General features: G+C 32.1%; 18 protein-coding genes. 13 read left to right on the top strand and 5 right to left on the bottom strand.

Annotation, left to right across the window (positions count from 1 at the left end; translation table 11 throughout):
• The first annotated feature begins 177 nt into the window (after positions 1 to 177).
• The 5 genes from MFS40622_RS07020 to MFS40622_RS07000 all read left to right on the top strand — a co-directional run bounded on the left by MFS40622_RS07020 (position 178) and on the right by MFS40622_RS07000 (position 4,592).
• Positions 178 to 1,407 carry an ArsR family transcriptional regulator gene (locus MFS40622_RS07020; protein ID WP_012980986.1) on the top strand — a complete coding sequence of 410 codons (1,230 nt, stop codon included), beginning with the start codon at positions 178 to 180 and terminating at the stop codon, positions 1,405 to 1,407.
• Positions 1,391 to 2,329, top strand: a complete 939-nt coding sequence (gene mptA / locus MFS40622_RS07015; RefSeq protein ID WP_048197504.1) for a GTP cyclohydrolase MptA — start codon at positions 1,391 to 1,393, stop codon at positions 2,327 to 2,329. The genes MFS40622_RS07020 and mptA overlap by 17 nt, the downstream gene beginning before the upstream one ends.
• 101 nt (positions 2,330 to 2,430) lie before the next feature.
• The gene (locus MFS40622_RS07010) at positions 2,431 to 3,531 is read left to right on the top strand and encodes an ATP-grasp domain-containing protein (protein ID WP_012980984.1); all 1,101 of its coding nucleotides are present in this window, start codon (positions 2,431 to 2,433) and stop codon (positions 3,529 to 3,531) included.
• Positions 3,497 to 4,054, top strand: coding sequence for a transcription factor E (gene tfe, locus MFS40622_RS07005; RefSeq protein ID WP_012980983.1), 558 nt, complete (start codon positions 3,497 to 3,499; stop codon positions 4,052 to 4,054). The genes MFS40622_RS07010 and tfe overlap by 35 nt, the downstream gene beginning before the upstream one ends.
• A 28-nt stretch (positions 4,055 to 4,082) precedes the next feature.
• Positions 4,083 to 4,592 (top strand): TIGR00295 family protein, encoded by a 510-nt coding sequence (locus MFS40622_RS07000; RefSeq protein WP_012980982.1) that lies wholly within the window; start codon positions 4,083 to 4,085, stop codon positions 4,590 to 4,592.
• Between the two features lie 5 nt (positions 4,593 to 4,597).
• Here the strand turns inward: MFS40622_RS07000 and MFS40622_RS06995 are convergent, their stop codons facing one another.
• From MFS40622_RS06995 to MFS40622_RS06975, 5 genes are all read right to left on the bottom strand, one after another.
• Positions 4,598 to 5,497: a type II secretion system F family protein gene (locus MFS40622_RS06995; RefSeq protein WP_012980981.1), complete on the bottom strand. Its 900-nt coding sequence runs from the start codon at positions 5,495 to 5,497 to the stop codon at positions 4,598 to 4,600.
• An 18-nt stretch (positions 5,498 to 5,515) separates the two neighbouring features.
• Positions 5,516 to 6,532 carry a type II secretion system F family protein gene (locus MFS40622_RS06990; protein ID WP_012980980.1) on the bottom strand — a complete coding sequence of 339 codons (1,017 nt, stop codon included), beginning with the start codon at positions 6,530 to 6,532 and terminating at the stop codon, positions 5,516 to 5,518.
• Positions 6,533 to 6,568: 36 nt separating this feature from the next.
• Positions 6,569 to 8,665, bottom strand: coding sequence for an ATPase, T2SS/T4P/T4SS family (locus tag MFS40622_RS06985; RefSeq protein WP_012980979.1), 2,097 nt, complete (start codon positions 8,663 to 8,665; stop codon positions 6,569 to 6,571).
• Positions 8,666 to 8,770: 105 nt separating this feature from the next.
• Complete coding sequence (locus tag MFS40622_RS06980) at positions 8,771 to 9,775, bottom strand: transcription initiation factor IIB (protein WP_012980978.1); 1,005 nt, start codon at positions 9,773 to 9,775, stop codon at positions 8,771 to 8,773.
• A gap of 17 nt (positions 9,776 to 9,792) precedes the next feature.
• On the bottom strand, positions 9,793 to 10,038 hold the full coding sequence (locus MFS40622_RS06975) for a Gar1/Naf1 family protein (protein ID WP_012980977.1): 246 nt from the start codon (positions 10,036 to 10,038) through the stop codon (positions 9,793 to 9,795).
• A gap of 141 nt (positions 10,039 to 10,179) precedes the next feature.
• On the opposite strand from MFS40622_RS06975, the gene MFS40622_RS06970 reads away from it, so the two are divergent.
• The 8 genes from MFS40622_RS06970 to MFS40622_RS06935 all read left to right on the top strand — a co-directional run bounded on the left by MFS40622_RS06970 (position 10,180) and on the right by MFS40622_RS06935 (position 16,538).
• Complete coding sequence (locus MFS40622_RS06970) at positions 10,180 to 10,755, top strand: cyclase family protein (RefSeq protein WP_012980976.1); 576 nt, start codon at positions 10,180 to 10,182, stop codon at positions 10,753 to 10,755.
• Between the two features lie 283 nt (positions 10,756 to 11,038).
• The gene (gene hmd, locus MFS40622_RS06965; RefSeq protein ID WP_012980975.1) at positions 11,039 to 12,070 is read left to right on the top strand and encodes a 5,10-methenyltetrahydromethanopterin hydrogenase; all 1,032 of its coding nucleotides are present in this window, start codon (positions 11,039 to 11,041) and stop codon (positions 12,068 to 12,070) included.
• Between the two features lie 119 nt (positions 12,071 to 12,189).
• Positions 12,190 to 13,260, top strand: coding sequence for a 5,10-methenyltetrahydromethanopterin hydrogenase cofactor biosynthesis protein HmdB (gene hmdB, locus MFS40622_RS06960; RefSeq protein WP_012980974.1), 1,071 nt, complete (start codon positions 12,190 to 12,192; stop codon positions 13,258 to 13,260).
• A gap of 2 nt (positions 13,261 to 13,262) precedes the next feature.
• Positions 13,263 to 13,823, top strand: a complete 561-nt coding sequence (locus MFS40622_RS06955; RefSeq protein WP_012980973.1) for a hypothetical protein — start codon at positions 13,263 to 13,265, stop codon at positions 13,821 to 13,823.
• Positions 13,795 to 14,358, top strand: coding sequence for a hypothetical protein (locus tag MFS40622_RS06950; protein ID WP_012980972.1), 564 nt, complete (start codon positions 13,795 to 13,797; stop codon positions 14,356 to 14,358). The genes MFS40622_RS06955 and MFS40622_RS06950 overlap by 29 nt, the downstream gene beginning before the upstream one ends.
• Positions 14,330 to 15,847, top strand: a complete 1,518-nt coding sequence (gene hmdC / locus MFS40622_RS06945; protein ID WP_012980971.1) for a 5,10-methenyltetrahydromethanopterin hydrogenase cofactor biosynthesis protein HmdC — start codon at positions 14,330 to 14,332, stop codon at positions 15,845 to 15,847. The genes MFS40622_RS06950 and hmdC overlap by 29 nt, the downstream gene beginning before the upstream one ends.
• A gap of 30 nt (positions 15,848 to 15,877) precedes the next feature.
• Positions 15,878 to 16,198, top strand: a complete 321-nt coding sequence (locus tag MFS40622_RS06940; protein ID WP_012980970.1) for a hypothetical protein — start codon at positions 15,878 to 15,880, stop codon at positions 16,196 to 16,198.
• Complete coding sequence (locus MFS40622_RS06935; protein ID WP_012980969.1) at positions 16,188 to 16,538, top strand: DUF2283 domain-containing protein; 351 nt, start codon at positions 16,188 to 16,190, stop codon at positions 16,536 to 16,538. Before MFS40622_RS06940 ends, MFS40622_RS06935 begins: the two co-directional genes overlap by 11 nt.
• Positions 16,539 to 16,558: the final 20 nt, after the last annotated feature.

The following is a 16,558-nucleotide window of genomic DNA, read 5'->3' as shown; positions in this document are numbered from 1 at the left end:
AAATTTGGTCATAAACTTACAACAAAGTATTAAAATTTAAGAATAGTTGATTCAATCTATCTTTCGATTTTTCGAAACCTATATAACGTTCCTAAAACAAAAGTTCGAAATCAATGGGAAAAATATGGACAATTAATTTAAAGATTTAAATTATTAATTTATTATTATGGTGGAAACATGGACCCTATAGAGTTTATACAAAAATCTGCAAGCTCTATAGCAAGTACCATGCATAAATTAAAATTAAAATACAACCCATTCTCTGAAAAACCAATAAGAGGAAATACAAAGTTTTTTGTAGGTAGAGTTAGTGAATTAAGAGAGATTGGGGAGATTTTGGGCTCTGCCTTACATGGTAGTGTAGCAAATGCCGCAATAGTTGGTACTAAGGGTATAGGGAAGAGTTCTATGCTCAATATCATTTACTACGCTACAAAAAAGCAAGGACACTGGGTTGTTGAGCTAACGGCCTCTCAAATAACACCAAGACAGTTTTTAATTCAACTTTTATACAACATATTGACAGAAAATCTCATAACCATGAGTGGAACTATAAAATCTGATTATATGGAGCATTCAAGCAGAATCTTAGATATGTATAGGAAGTTAAACAACTATGGAGATAAAGTTCCTATCCACTATCCAAGGGAGAGAATTGAGAGGGATTTAGAGTATTTAATAAATGAGGTTAAAAGCCCGGATAAGTTATGCATAATCTTAATTGATGAGGCTGACCAGTTTGCAAAGAAGAGTTGTTTATCTTTATTGCAGTTTTTCCATTCATTTTTATATGAAGAGGGGATCTTAACGTTTATGGCTGGTTCACCAACATTAATGGATGATTTAACAAAGATATCTCCACCAATTAAAGATAGAATCCCTAAAATAATAAATATGCCCCCTTTATCAAAGGATGAGTCCTATGATCTAATTAGGAGGAGATTGGAAGATGCCCATATAGATGGAGCTGAGGAGTTTGAGCCGTTTACTGAAGATGCTATCCACAAAATTGTTGAAGAATGTGATGGTATTCCAAGAAAGATAATAATGACATGCTCAGAATCAATATCAATAGCTATAAGAAAGGGTTTAACCAAGATAGATGAGAGTATTGTTAAAGAGGCAATGCATTCCCTCGGCATTAGTGTTGGGCATCAAATTCTAAATCATTTAACTCCAGCACAGTCAGATATTGTTAGGGCAATGGCAAAGCTTGGAGGTTCTGCAACAGTAACCCAATTAGCTGAATACCTAAAAAAATCACCAAGCACTATTGGAACACACTTATCTGACATCTATGAGATGGGATATATTTATAAAGAAAGGGATGGAAACAACGTATATTATAAGCTATCAAGAGAGCTTAGGGATGTGCTGATAGGTGAAGATGATGAATTGGAGATGTGATGTTCAAAACTTTGAGCCGGATGTTAAGATATCTTTAACAAGAGTTGGAGTAACAAATCTAAAAAAGCTTGTCAGATTAAAGAGAACAAACAAAAGACCTATAATTTTATTATCTACCTTTGAGGTTTTTGTTAATTTGCCAAGCTCACAAAAAGGTATTCACATGTCAAGAAATCCAGAGGTTATAGAGGGAATAATAGATGAGGCATTAGAGTTGGAGAGTTATGAGATGGAGACAATTTGTGAGGAGATAGTTAAGAGGTTGTTTGAGAAGCATGAATATGCCACAGAGGCAGAGGTTTTTATGGTTAGTGATTTCATGACTAAAGAGAAAAGCCCAATATCTGGAAAATATTCTCAGGAGATACACAAAATTATGGGTGGAGCTAAGGGAATAAAGAAGGATGATAAAATTGAATTAACAAAAATTGTTGGAGCTGAGGTTGTTGGCATAACTGCATGTCCATGTGCTCAAAATTTGATAAAAGAGATGTGCATTAAAAATTTAAAGGAAAAGGGCTTTTCTGATGATGATATTGATAAAATATTAGATTCAGTTATCTTTGCTACTCACAATCAGAGGGGAATTGGCAGAATTATTTTGGAAGTTCCTACTGGCTATGAGATTGAGATTATGGAAATTATAGACATAATTAAAAAATCTATGAGTGCTGAAATTCATGGTATATTGAAGAGGGCTGATGAAGCTTATGTTGTTGAGCAAAGCCATAGAAATCCTAAGTTTGTTGAAGATTGTGTAAGGGAGATGGCTAAAAGGGTAGTGGAGAAATTTAAACACTTGCCAGATGAGACAAAGGTTTCAATTAGGCAGATAAATATGGAGAGTATTCATAGGCATGATGCATTTGCTGAAAAAGTTGCTACATTGGGAGAGTTGAGAAAAGAACTTGAGTTGATTTAAAACTTCCTCTATTTTTAATAACTTTGCTAAAAAACTATAGTCATCTAAGGATATCAATATGCAATAGAACATTTTTTAACTAATTATAACGGGGGAGAAATTTGAAAGCTTTGGTTTTAGGTATAAACACAAGACCAGTAGTTAATTCTCTAAAAAAATTGGGGTTTTATGTATATTCCGTCTCTTACTATGCCCCAGAAGATTTAAATGCTGATAAAAAATATTATTTAATAAATCCTCTATCTCATGGGAGATTGAGAGAAAACTATGATGAAAACAAATTAATTGAGATAGCTGATAACTTAGCTGATGAAGTTGATTATATCTTCATAACCTCAGGTGTTTTTGAATTCGAAAATTCGAAAATTCCAAGATGGGATAATATTGTAGGTAATGAGCCAAAAAAGATAAATGAAATCAGTAACAAATATAAGACATATAAAAAATTACAAAACCTTGGTTTTAATATACCAGAAACAAAGAAAATTAATAATAAAACTCAATTATATGGATTTTTAGAGGAATTTAAGTCCTGTATTTTAAAACCCATTTATGGAAGTGGAGGAGGAATTATAAAACTTGAGTCAAATGATTTTTATATTGATAAGATAATTAATGAAATTAAGTTCCCAATTATTGCTCAGGAATATATTGGAGGGAAAAGTTTCAGTGCCAACTTTATAGGCAATACATTTATAACCTTTAACAAACAAATTATAATTAAGGGAATGTATGCTGGGAATTTAACTCCTTATATTAATTTGCCAAAGAAGTTTATTAAAATATTTAGTGAGGCTATAGAATCTTTTGAATTAAAAGGAATGAATGGCATTGATTTTTTGATTAAATATAATGAACCGTATATTGTCGATATAAATCCTCGCATTTTAGGGACTTATGAGACAATAGAGATGAGTGCATCTCAAAATTTGGCGAGGGTTTTGTTAAATAACAATTATGCTAAGGATTTTAAACCAAAAGAAATGTATATAAAAAGAATATTGTTCGCTAAAGAAAAAATTATTGCCAATATATCAAAAAGGGACTTTGTTTATGACATTCCAAAGAAGAATGCAGTCATAGAGAGAGGAGAGCCTATAGCTACAGTAATTGCAAAAGAAAACATTAAATCAATAATAAACGATGTATATAGGGAGTGTGCAGAGTATGAGGAAAGAAAAGAAAATAGAGAGAATATATGAGATGCTAAACGACCCTTTGGTTCAGGAAGTTCTTTTTAATATATTTGAAGGAGACGAGAAAGGGTTTGAGGTTATTGACGTTCTTTTAGAGAAGGGCGAGACAACAGAGGAGGAAATAGCCAAAGAGCTTGGAGTAAAGCTTAATGTAGTTAGAAAACTGCTTTATAAGTTGTATGATGCAAGATTGGTTGATTACAAGAGATGGAAAGATGAAGATACTAATTGGTATTCCTATACATGGCTACCAACACTTGAAAAACTGCCTTATATGGTAAAAAAGAAGATAAATGAGCTAATCAAAGACCTTGAGGAGAAGTTAGAGTTTGAGAAAAACAACATGTTTTTCTTCTGTCCAAATTGCAATGTAAGATTTACATTTGAAGAGGCGATGGATTATGGATTTGCATGCCCCGGCTGTGGAAACATGTTGCAAGAGTTTGATAACAATGAATTGATTAGGGATTTAGAGGAGCAAATAAAATTTTTAAAGGGGGAATTAAAAAACAATCCTTTTTTGAAATAAATGTAAATAATTTAATGAATGTGAGATTATGGAATTTGAAAAAGCCCTATCTATTTTAAAAAACTTATGCCCTGAGAATGTGGTAGAGCATTGTATAGCAGTTTCGGAATATGCTTATGAATTAGCTTTAGCTATAAAAAACAACGGCCATAATGTTGATATTGAGCTTGTTAGATTGGGAGGTTTGTTGCACGATATTGGTAGGAGTAAAACCCATGGTATAGATCATGGAGTTGTAGGGGCTGAAATTTTAAGGGAGTTGGGTTTTGATGAGAAACTTGCATTAATAGCTGAGAGGCATATTGGGGCAGGAATAACAAAAGAAGAGGCTATAGAGCTTGGTCTTCCACCAAAAGATTATTTACCAATAACATTGGAAGAAAAGATTGTAGCTCATGCTGATAACTTAATATTTGGGACGAAGAGAGTTGAAATAAATGAGGTAATAAAAAAATTTGAAAAAAGATTGGGTAGAAATCACCCTTCAATTAAGAGAATTATTTTACTAAATGATGAGATAAACAATCTTTTAAAATAAAAATTTTATGAAAATAACCCTGGAGCAATTTTTAAGATTGTATAATATGCTAAAACTCCAACTGTCATGGTTATAGCAGAAATTACAAACATCCTCCCTATTTTTAACCCAAATATTGGAATTGCAAACAAAGCTCCTATAATTGCCGTTCCCATTTGAACAATCTCTAATCTTTTTGATATGTCTTCTGGTTTAACTGGAGGTATTGGAGCAACACCACTTAACATACCTGAAACAGCTATTAAATAAGCTCCCAACAGTGCAGCAACAGCTGGAATGACCCCACACAATATAATAAAACCAATAGCTAAACCACTTGCTGTAACACTTAACAACTGCTTTTTATACATTTTAAAGTCTTCAAGAGTTTTAGCCAATATTTTTAGAGAATCTGCCAAATCTCCACCGTATTTCCTATTTTCAATCATAATTCTTGCTAACATCCTTAATACTTTAGAGTCATATAAATTAGACACAATTGTCATAGACTCTTCAAAACTTAATTTTTGATTTTCCATTAGATATAGAACTTTTCTAAATATATCACTAACTTCTTTTATATTGCTTTTAACAACTTCAAGTAATGCTTCGTTTATGGACCTTCCAGATTCGAGGGCTAATATCATAATATAAAGAGCTTGTGGAATGTTATTTTCAAGAGTTTCTATTTTATTTTCGTATAAAATAGAGGGGATGAACAATGCAGCTCCCACATATATAACTACGAATATAATCATACTTTTCAAGGTTAGGTTTAGATAATAAGATATTAGAATTGGTATCGCAGCTATAATAATTAACAACAATACAAACTTTTTTTCATCAAACTCCTTACCAAGTTTTTTAAAGAGTATGACATTCCTTTTTATAGTTCTTTTATATAGGGTTGTTAAGTATTTGGGCATGTTATCACATTAAGCATTTTATTCTATTTTTAGTTTAACAAAAATTCCAAATATTAGTGTTAATAATGGACCAATTTTCAATAGCAGTAGGTTTATAGTGCTTAATATTCCTGAAAACCCCTGATTACTTATCATAGTCGATAATATCATCCCAGTAAATGGAAGTATTAACCCAACCCCAAATGCTAAGTTTCCTAAGTTTTGTATCATAAATTTCGATGAATCCAATTTAATCATGGACTCTCTAACAATATCCTCGTATAATTTCTCTAAAAGTAGGGGTAGATTACCTTTATTGTAACCTATAATCATCTGGTCGTATAATTTTTTTAATAGGGGGATTTTTGTCCTCATCTTAGCTCTTTCAAGTGCTTCTACTAAGTTGTAACCTCCTATATTAACGTCTCTAATTATAGACCTTGCCTCAAATGCTACGACTCCGTACTCTCTACTTTTTGAAATATTATCTAAAACTTCTGGTAGAGACCCTCCTGCCCTAAGGATTGATACCATATATATCAATGTAAATAAGATTTGAAGTTTTATTTCCCCTTTAAATAATATTAGTCTGATTTTTGGGTAAAATAATGACAATGCTAATATAATTCCAGCTCCTAATAATCCATTGGCTAATCCTTGAAGTGGATCATTATCTAAAATTCCCATAAAGAGTAATACCAAAAAAGTTATAATCATATAGGTTATTACCTTTTTAAAATAGGCTACTTCATCTCTAATTCCCATATACCTAAGTTCATTTCTTGATGGAAATAAGTTACCTTTAAATATTTTTGACAGTGACTTTGCTGTCTTACCAACAATATCTTCTTCATATAGTATAAATTCGTACTTTTCTATATCAGTGAATTCTTCTTCAGGTTCAAAATAAACGTCATAGAATTCAGGAGTTTCTTCCTCTTTTTTGGATTCTTTTAACTCCTTTAAAGTTTCTATACTGAGAGGTTTTAGTCCTAACTTATATAATAACAAATCAATTTTTTTCTTTATATTTAGTTTTTTAGAATATTCACCCATTTAATTCACCAATTAGACATAATGTTTAATGTTTTATCATCTTATCAATCTCATAAGTTTTTCAGGATCTGCCTGATATCCCATTATGTATTTAGAAACATCTTCAAGTTTTTTAATATTATTTTTGTACAAGTAACTTAAAACCTTTTTCCTATTTTCTCTGTCTCTTAATAATTCCTCTTTAGTAATTCCTGCTATTTCACAAACCTCTTCTTCCCACATACAAATTCCTCTTCTTTCTAAGTGGTCTTTTAATCCATTATATTCGTAAAGGGAGGTTTTGGCAAATTCGTGACCTTCACCACCACCTTTCACAATCTCCACGATTTCAAGAATTCTCCTAATTGTTTTTCCAGCCCTTCTAATCCTCTGCTGGTTTATAATGAAATTTAATGCTGTTAGCATAATCCTCGGGACATTCATTGGTGGGCTTGTTAATCTTAAAATAGCTTCATCAGCACTATTCGCATGTAATGTTCCAGAGCAGTTTGAAACAGCAAAACCTCCATTTTTTCCAGCGATATAGGTATGGTTATCTTCGACTGTTAGGTCATATATGTATCCGTTATAATCAATGGTTTCTATTTTAGTTACTTTGTCTAAGTCCATATTTTTGTTTTTTGGAATATATATGAGGTCTCCAACCTTTACCATTTCTGCATTTATTTCAAAAATTTTTTCCTTTAATACATATACAGGATGGTCATGAGTTAGAGTAATTTCTCTTTTTCCTTTAGTTGTTATTTTAATTAATTTTCCAGAATATTTTTTTCGCCAAACTCTTAATATTCTTTTATCTTCAATAATTAGTGACAATTTATTGAAACTTTTGATATATATATTTTCGTTTTTAATATCTGCCCATTCAAATCCATTATCTTCTTTTTTTATGCTGTTTTCGTATTTTTTAAAGAATTTATCTACAAACTCTCCAATCTTTGTTATATTTCCATCTGATAAATAAATTAGCTCGTCATAAGCTAAAGCCCCATCGTGCCCGGTGTTCATAGCAACTAACAACGAATGAGCTTCTTCCCCTCTAACTTCTCCAACAAATATTCTATCTGGCCTCATCCTTAGAGCGTTTTTAATCAAATCATCCATTGTAACTTCATACTCTGGCATTCCAGGCCTTGCAGGCCTTGTAACCATCTTTATGACATGTTTATGAGGAATCTGTAACTCTGGGGTATCTTCGATAGTTATGATTCTTTCGTTGTACATTGAGAATAATGATAAAACATTCAACAATGTTGTTTTTCCAGAACCAGTTCCACCAACTATTAAGGTGTTTGCTGGTTTTGCTCCAAAGTAACCTTCAACAGCTTGCCATAAAAAAGCGGCGGTATCTATATCTAAAGTTCCGAAGTTTATTAAATCGATAACAGTTAATGGATTTTTTGAGAATTTTCTTATTGTTAATGTAGCTCCGTTCATGGTTATATCGGCTGTGGTAGCATTCACTCTACTTCCATCGGGTAGAAATGCGTCGAGCATTGGAACTCTTGAATCTATCGGTCTATTAACTAAATTTGCAATACTTTCAATAATCCTATCAACTTCATTTCTATCTAACACAATATTTGTTTCACACATCTGATGTTTTCTATGAAATACAAAAACTGGAACATTGTAACCATTAACCATAACTTCTTCTAATCTATCATCATTTAGCGGAACTTCTAATAGTCCGAGTCTTCCAATTACTAAATAAAAGAATTTTGCTAATGAGTCAATATAAGGAATAGCTAAATTATACCTCATAGAGAAATTTGTTAAATACTCTTTTATCTGTTGATATTCTATCAGACCTAAATCACTAATTTGGGATTTTATATGATTTATATGGTCTTTTGTAAGTTTTGAAAGGGATGCATTAATCTTTTCAATTTCAGGGATTGTGTAATAAATATAACCTTTTTCTCTTTTAATCACTACTTCCATTTCTATTTCATCAATTTTTATAGTGTAAGTATCCAATAAGGTTTCGTTATTTCCAACCAATGTCTTTTTATCAACAGTTGGGTAGGGTTCTACAGGTTTAATCTTAACGTTATTTGAAATTGTAGTTTCGGATTTTTTTTCTTTTTCACTTTTTTCAGATTTTTTATGTATTTTATCTAATATCCCCATTACAAATCACCAAAATTTATCTAATATACAAAAATAATTAAAATAAAAAAAGATATGTCTACTTATAATTTTTAAATTTAACTCATAAGTTGTCTTATCCAAATCTTACAAAGTTACATCAATATCTAAGTGTTCTGTTAGCTCCTTATATCTATTTCTTATAGTTACCTCTGTTACACCAGCAACTTCAGCAACTTCCCTCTGAGTTCTCCTACATCCAAGGAGAACGCTTGCTATATATATTGCTGCAGCAGCAACACCAGTAGGGCCTCTACCGCTTGTTAATCCCTTTTCAGCCGCTTGCTGTAATATCTGTATAGCTTTGGACTCAACCTCTCCAGGTAATCCAAGTTCAGAAGCAAATCTTGGCACATAATCGATTGGATTTGTTGGAGTTAGCTTTATATTTAATTCTCTTGCTAAAAATCTGTAAGTTCTTCCAATTTCTTTCCTATCTACTCTTGAAGCCTCGGCAATCTCATCTAAAGTTCTTGGCACTCTACACCTTCTACAAGCTGCATAAATAGCAGCAGCAACAACCCCCTCAATACTTCTTCCTCTTATTAATCCTTTATCAACTGCTCCTCTGTAAATTATAGCGGCATTCTCCCTAACATGTCTTGGCAATCCAAGTTTTGATGTAATTCTATCTAATTCTGATAAAGCAAATGCTAAATTCCTTTCTGCAGCGTCACTAACTCTAATTCTCCTCTGCCACTTTCTTAATCTGTAAAGTTGAGCTCTTTTATTTGCAGATAAATCTTTTCCATAGCTATCTTTATTTCTCCAATCAATAACTGTTGATAATCCTTTGTCGTGGATAGTGTACGTCATAGGAGCCCCAACTCTACATCTCTTAATTTTCTGTTCATGGTCAAATGCTCTCCACTCTGGCCCAATATCAAATAACTTCTCTTTAATGACACATCCACATTTTGCACAGACAATTTCAGCTCTTTCATAATCTTTAACAACTTCTTTACTACCACAAATTGGACAAACAATTTCTTCTTCCCTAACATTTTCTTCTTTTTTTTCGGAAGTTTCGGCTTTTGTTATAATTTTCTTTTCTTTTGTTTTTTCATTTTCTTTTGTTTTGAGAGCTTCCATAAGCTACACCATTAAATTTAATTTTTCTTCTTAGAATTTTTATATTTAGATTTATCGTTTTTTATATACACAGTCCCAGAAACTTCTATGCCTTTATCAACAGGGAGTATTTTTATATACGGTTTAGCAACTGGGCCGAAAATATCCACTACCTTACCAATTTTCTTATTTTTAAAAATAACAACCGAACCAATCTTTATCTCTCTCTTTCCCCTACCTATCAAGAAACCCTTTGGCGTTTTGTGAAGTATTTCTACTTTCAAATTGCTCCCTCTATATATGCTGATTTATCTTTATTCACAACTACTATATATAGTTTTCGAAAACTTTATATATATGTGAATTGAAGAAGTATATATACTTAATGAAAATATACTCAAATATATAAAAACTAAAGTGAAAATATGAAAGTTTTAGATTTAACACAGCCCTTAATTAATTTTCCTTATCCAGGAGATCCAGAGCTAAAAATTACTGAAAAAAGGATAGATGGGTTCATAGTATCAGAAATAGTTATGGGGTCTCATCTCTCCACTCATATAGATTATCCAAAACATGTTGGGTTGAAAAATGAAATTTTATTCAAGGATGGGATTATTAAAGGGAGAGGATATTGTATATCTTTAGAGGATTTTGAAAAGAATAGTGGTAAACATGATAAATTATTATTTACATGTGATATTTTGTTAATTTATACTGGATTTTCTAAATATTGGAATAAAAGAGAGTATTTTGATAAAATTCCAGATATATCGGTTGATAATATTATTAAAAGCAATATAAAATGTGTTGGCATAGATGCATGCACAATTGGTGGGTTAGAAGAGCATAAAAAGCTTTTATCAAACAATATTTTAATTATTGAAAATCTAAATGAAAATTTGAAAAATTTGATTGGAAAGAGTTTCTATTTTTTAGGATTGCCGTTAAAGATATTTGATATTGATGCATCTCCAGCGAGGTGTGTAGCTATTTTATAGTGTCTTTCAAATTAATAAAATTTATTAAGGAAGATTTAAATGCCTTCCTTTGGAAGGCATTCATTAGTGCCTTAGTTATTCCAAAGAGTTTTGAAAGACACTATAGATTATTCCTTATAATCCTTATTTAATTTTTAATATTGGCTATTAGAAAATATGATATCACAGATAATACTTATTTATGGCTATTTACTACTTAGAACCAAATAGATAATTTTATATATTACCAAATATAACAATAATATTACCCGAATTATTTACAATATTAACAAAAGGTGAGAGGATGAAAATAGCAATCTTGGGAGCAGGTTGTTACAGAACACACGCAGCTGCAGGGATAACAAACTTCATGAGAGCTTGTGAAGTTGCTAACCAAGTTGGAAAGCCAGAAATTGCTTTAACACACTCAACAATTACAATGGGAGCAGAGCTTTTACACTTAGTTCCTGATGTTAAAGAAGTTATTGTTTCAGATCCATGCTTTGCTGAAGATCCAGGGTTAGTTGTTATTGATGAATTTGACCCAAAAGAAGTTATGGAAGCTCATTTAAGTGGAAACCCAGAAAGTATAATGCCAAAGATTAGAGAAGTTGTTAAGGCAAAGGCAAAAGAGTTACCAAAACCACCAAAGGCTTGCATCCACTTAGTTCACCCAGAGGATGTTGGTTTAAAGGTTACTGCTGATGACAGAGAGGCTGTTGCAGATGCAGAAATTGTTATAACATGGTTACCAAAAGGAAACAAACAACCAGACATCATTAAGAAATTTGCAGACGCAATTCCAGAAGGAGCTATTGTAACCCACGCATGTACAATCCCAACAACAAAGTTCGCAAAAATCTTTAAAGACTTAGGAAGAGATGATTTAAACATAACCTCCTACCACCCAGGGGCAGTTCCAGAGATGAAGGGGCAAATTTATATTGCTGAAGGTTACGCAAGTGAAGAGGCAATCAACAAGTTATATGAGATTGCTAAGATTGCAAGAGGAAATGCATTCAAGATGCCAGCTAACTTAATTGGTCCAGTTTGTGACATGTGTTCAGCAGTTACAGCAACAGTCTATGCTGGTTTGTTAGCTTACAGAGACGCTGTTACAAAAATCTTAGGTGCTCCAGCTGACTTCGCTCAGATGATGGCTGATGAGGCATTAACACAATTACACAACTTAATGAAAGAGAAGGGAATAGCAAACATGGAAGAGGCATTGGACCCAGCTGCATTATTAGGAACTGCAGACAGTATGTGCTTTGGTCCATTAGCAGATATCTTACCAACAGCTTTAAAGGTCTTAGAGAAATATAAGAAAGAGTAAATAGATTTTCTTTAAACTTTTTTGTTTTATTTTTATTTGAATTCAATTTACAGAAAATCGAAAACTTTTTAATCTTTTTTAGTTGTAAGATATTTTTAATCATAGTAATTGGTGGTGTAATGATATTTGAGAAGATAGAGGAGAATTTTAAAGAGTTAAAGGAAGGGAACGAAGAATTTATAAAAAATGGGCTTATTGATGAGGATGAGGCATTAAAACTATTTAAAATAGACAATTGGGGAGATTATTTAAAGCTGTTTAACATTGCCTCGAAGGTTAGGGACTTTTTCAAAAAAGAGATTGAGATTACCTCAACAATCCACATAACGAATGTATGCCATATAAACCCTAAATGCCTATACTGCGGTTTTGCCGCTGGAACTTCAAAAGAAGGCTATTATAAGCCCTTTAGATTAACTGATGAGGAAATAAAAAGATCAGCTATAGCAATTGAAGAGAGTGGGATAAGGAGAGTTAGCTGTTCCTCTGCACATGGTTATCAAGGTAGAGAGGTAGTAAGAGCTTTAAAGATAGTTAAAAAATATACAAACTTAGAGGTTTTAGTCAATGCTGGTGCTGATTTAACAGAAGAATCCATTAAAGAGCTTAAAAAATATGGCATCGACACAATCTGCTGTAACTTAGAGACAATAAATGAAGAGCTATTTAAGAAGGTTAAGCCGGGAGAGGAGTTGGAGGATAGGATAAGGGTCTGCAAATTGGTTAATAAGTATGGTATTGAGTTATCCACTGGCTTATTAATTGGTATTGGGGAGAGTTATGAGGATAGGGTGGAGCATTTATTTTATTTAAAGAATGAGTTGATTGTTGGAGAAGTTCCAATAATGGGCTTCAACCCTTACAAAGGAACGCCTATGGAGAATCATCCAAAATGTTCTGCCTTAGAGCAGGCAAAGACAATAGCTATAACAAGGTTGATATTTCCAAATATAAGGATAACTTCACCAACACCAACGATAGGGGCTGAGTTAGTGCAGTTTGCCTTATTTGGAGGGGCAAGCAATGTAGCAACAGTTATTCCTAAGAACCACCCAATGAATGTAAAAGGAGTTGGAAATCCAAAAACAGGGAATTTGGAGGAAGTTGTTAAGATGATTATGGATTTGGGACTAAAACCAAAGTTGGACTGGGAGAAGTATAGAAGATACTTAGAGGTTTATGGTAGATAATTATGAAAGGAATAAACCCCTACTACCTATATGCAGTTGGAAGTAGCTTTTTATTGGCAGTGATGTTCTTTCTATTAACAATTGTTAGGAAATTAAGCCCTATACATTTAATTGGGATAATTTTTGGATTATTTATTGTTTATTTTGCTCTAATGCAATATACATCTTCAAAACTTAGAAAAATAAACACTGGAAGGCTTATTTATAGAGGAGTAGTAAAGATTGGATGTTGGCATCATATTGTATTAGGATTGATTTTTATCTTTGTGGGATTTTTAATTGTTTATTATTTCACTGAAGGAGGAATGGCATCTGTTATATTAGCTTCATTTATTTTGTTTTTTGGTTTTTTAATAGCAAATCTTAAGCAAACACACTACATCTCTATTTATGAAAATGGAGTTGTTATTGATGGACTTGCATTTTATGATTGGAAGGAGATTGAGAAAAAAGAATCAAACAATAAGCTAATATTAAAAATAAAAGGCATCCCGAAAGAGATAGCTTTGGATAAAACATCTGATAAGTGGGATTATGAAAATTGGTATAACAAAGATGTATAAAGAGATTGCTGATTTAATTGGTTTGGAAAATTTTGAGATAGTTAATCCCTACAACAGCAAAGTTGATTGTGATTTTTTGATTATATCTAAGGGTTATAAAGAGAGGGTTAAAAATCTAAACCCAGAGGCAGAGATTTTTGAGATTAAATCAGCAACCTTTAGAGATTTAATTGAAAATTTAGAGGAATTAAAAAAATTAGGCATTGGTAATGAAGAGAAGATAAATAACTCAATCAAATTTTTAAAAAATAAAGAAAGAGAGCTAAAAGAATTAGCCAAAGGTTTAAACATAAAAGTTAATCCAAAAACAGAGTTTGTTAAAAAGGTTGTTGAAGATTTGGGCTTAGAAATTTCTGATGATGGTATTTTAATAATTCCAGATTATTTGTTTGATGGAAATAGTATAGAAAACGTTATAATCTTAAAGACACACAACTATAATTTAGGATTGGTTAAGAGGATTGAGGATAGATATTTGCAGATTATAAATAAATTGAGGGATTTTTATGAGAGATTTGATAAAAGAAGCAGTTAATAGCTTAGATTCAGCATTAGAGCTAAGAAAATTAATTATAGAAAAATTAAATGAGAAAAAGCTAAAAGAAAGTGATATAGTTGAGATTGTTGATGCAGTTGATGATTTATCTTTAGAAGAGATTCAAAAATTAGGAAGCAATTTAAGAACATTTCCAATGGGATGTGATTTGGTAGAGATTGCTGTAGGCCCGTGCTCATCCTCACTAACATTAACTCAACTCATTGAAAACTGCATCTTAACGGACTTTATGGGATTCCCAATTCATATTTGCTCTTATGCAGTTGCAGATATTGCTGAAAGAGAGGGATTAAAGCCCATAGATGTCTTAAAAATGATTTTAAATGAGGTAGATGTGCCGATAGATATAGACCACTTTGGAATGTATGGGGCAATGAGGTTTCCTAAGGAGATAACTCACTGCTATGGAGATTGCTATTTCAAAGGTCCTCCATTTAAGGGATGTCCAAGAAATAGAATCCATAAAAGGCTAATTGAGAAGGAGAAGGAGCATGCAGATGAGTTTGAAGAATGGATAAAGTTGGCATCAACAGTATGTATAAATGTTGTTGAGGAGCAGGGTGGGGAGGAGCATGCCGCCCCATTAGAGGAGATGGCAATTGTTGCAAAGACAGCTAAAAAGTATGGTAAGGGTTTGGAAGGCATTTTCCATATTGGAGATGGATACGATGATTTAATAACTGGATTAAAGGCATGTATTGATTTAGATGTTGATGTGTTTGTTGTTGAAGGAGCCCCATTTAACAGGGCTAAGGATAGATTAAAAGCCTTTGCTAAAGCTGTGGCAGTATCGAGAATATTAGTTAAAGGGGGAGTTGTAGCAACAAATGGGGCTTATGAGGATGAATGCAGAGTTGGTTTAAGAAGTGGATTAAACACTATATTAACTGGTTTTCCATTAAATCATCATGGATATATGTGTGGCTATAGCCCAGGAACTGCAAAGAGAGGGAATTTTGGTTTAAGGAGGGTTGTAAGGATAATTAAGGAGGAGATAAAGGCTGGAAATGTCAATGCAACGTTCATAGATAAAGACATGGTTAAAGCAATTGCCTTAGGAAATAGGTTTTTGAAAGGTAATGTTTATCCTTACAACATTGGAGGGTTTTATTTAGGAGATGCACACTGGGCGGCTATAAAAGAGAGCAATCTATGTAGAAAATTGAGGGTAAATAAGACAATTGATGACATCTCTGCTGAAAAAGTTGGATTGATTGGGGGGAGGTATATAAGTTGGGCAATTGCTGAAAAGGCGGAGGAGGTTTATATTTCAGATACAGATAGTTGGGTAGAGAAGGCCACTATTAAGATTTTAAATGAGGCAGGAATCAACGCCTATCCATGCAATGGAGATGATAAAAAAGCTGTAGAGAGTTCAGAAAAAGCGTATATAACAACCTTCATCCCAAATATTGCCTTGAGAATATTGAATAAGCTTAGAGATGATAAAGTTGAGCTTTTGATTTAAATTTTTATTTTAATATATGTGGTGGAATTAATGGATATTGATGAAGTCCTTAAATGTTTATCCAATACTACAAAAGAAAATTTTAAGAAAACGGAGCATTTTGAAATTAGAATGGGACTTAGAAAAGATAACCTACCAACTGAAGAAGGATTATTTGAAATTCTAACTAAAAATAAACCAGTTGGAATATTAAAGCAGAAAGATGATAAATTTAAAGTGTATTATGAGTTTGATGAGGAGCATGATATTGTTGTAGTGATAAGTATAAAGTCAGTTGAACCATTGCAAATAAATTTAATTACTATATTTCCACAGGATATAGAAAAAGGAGGGAGAAATAATGAAAGTTAAAATTGACTACGATTATGAAAATGATAGTTTATTAGTTTATAAAGATGGAAGAAAATCTAAAAAAACATTAGATTTGGATGATATTTTAATTGATTTTGATGAGAATGGAGATGTTGTAGGAATTGAAATGCTCAATGCTTCAAAATTATTTAACGTTGATAAGTTTGATTTACTTAAAAATTTAGTTAAATTTGAAGCAATTGGCAAAATTACAAAGGATTTGATAACTTTAGAACTAAAATTGTGGATATTAAGGAAGAAAAAGGAAATTGTTAAAGAATCAACTGTTAAAGGTTTAAATACTATTGGAATAAAAGAGGGAGAAGTTGTTATGGGGTAATTATGAAGATAGATGATTTA

This window comes from Methanocaldococcus sp. FS406-22 (genome assembly GCF_000025525.1).
Classification (GTDB): Archaea; AGJL01; Methanococci; order Methanococcales; family Methanocaldococcaceae; genus Methanocaldococcus.
The sequence above is the reverse complement of the archived record's forward strand: the minus strand, read 5'-3'. Positions and strand labels throughout refer to the sequence as shown.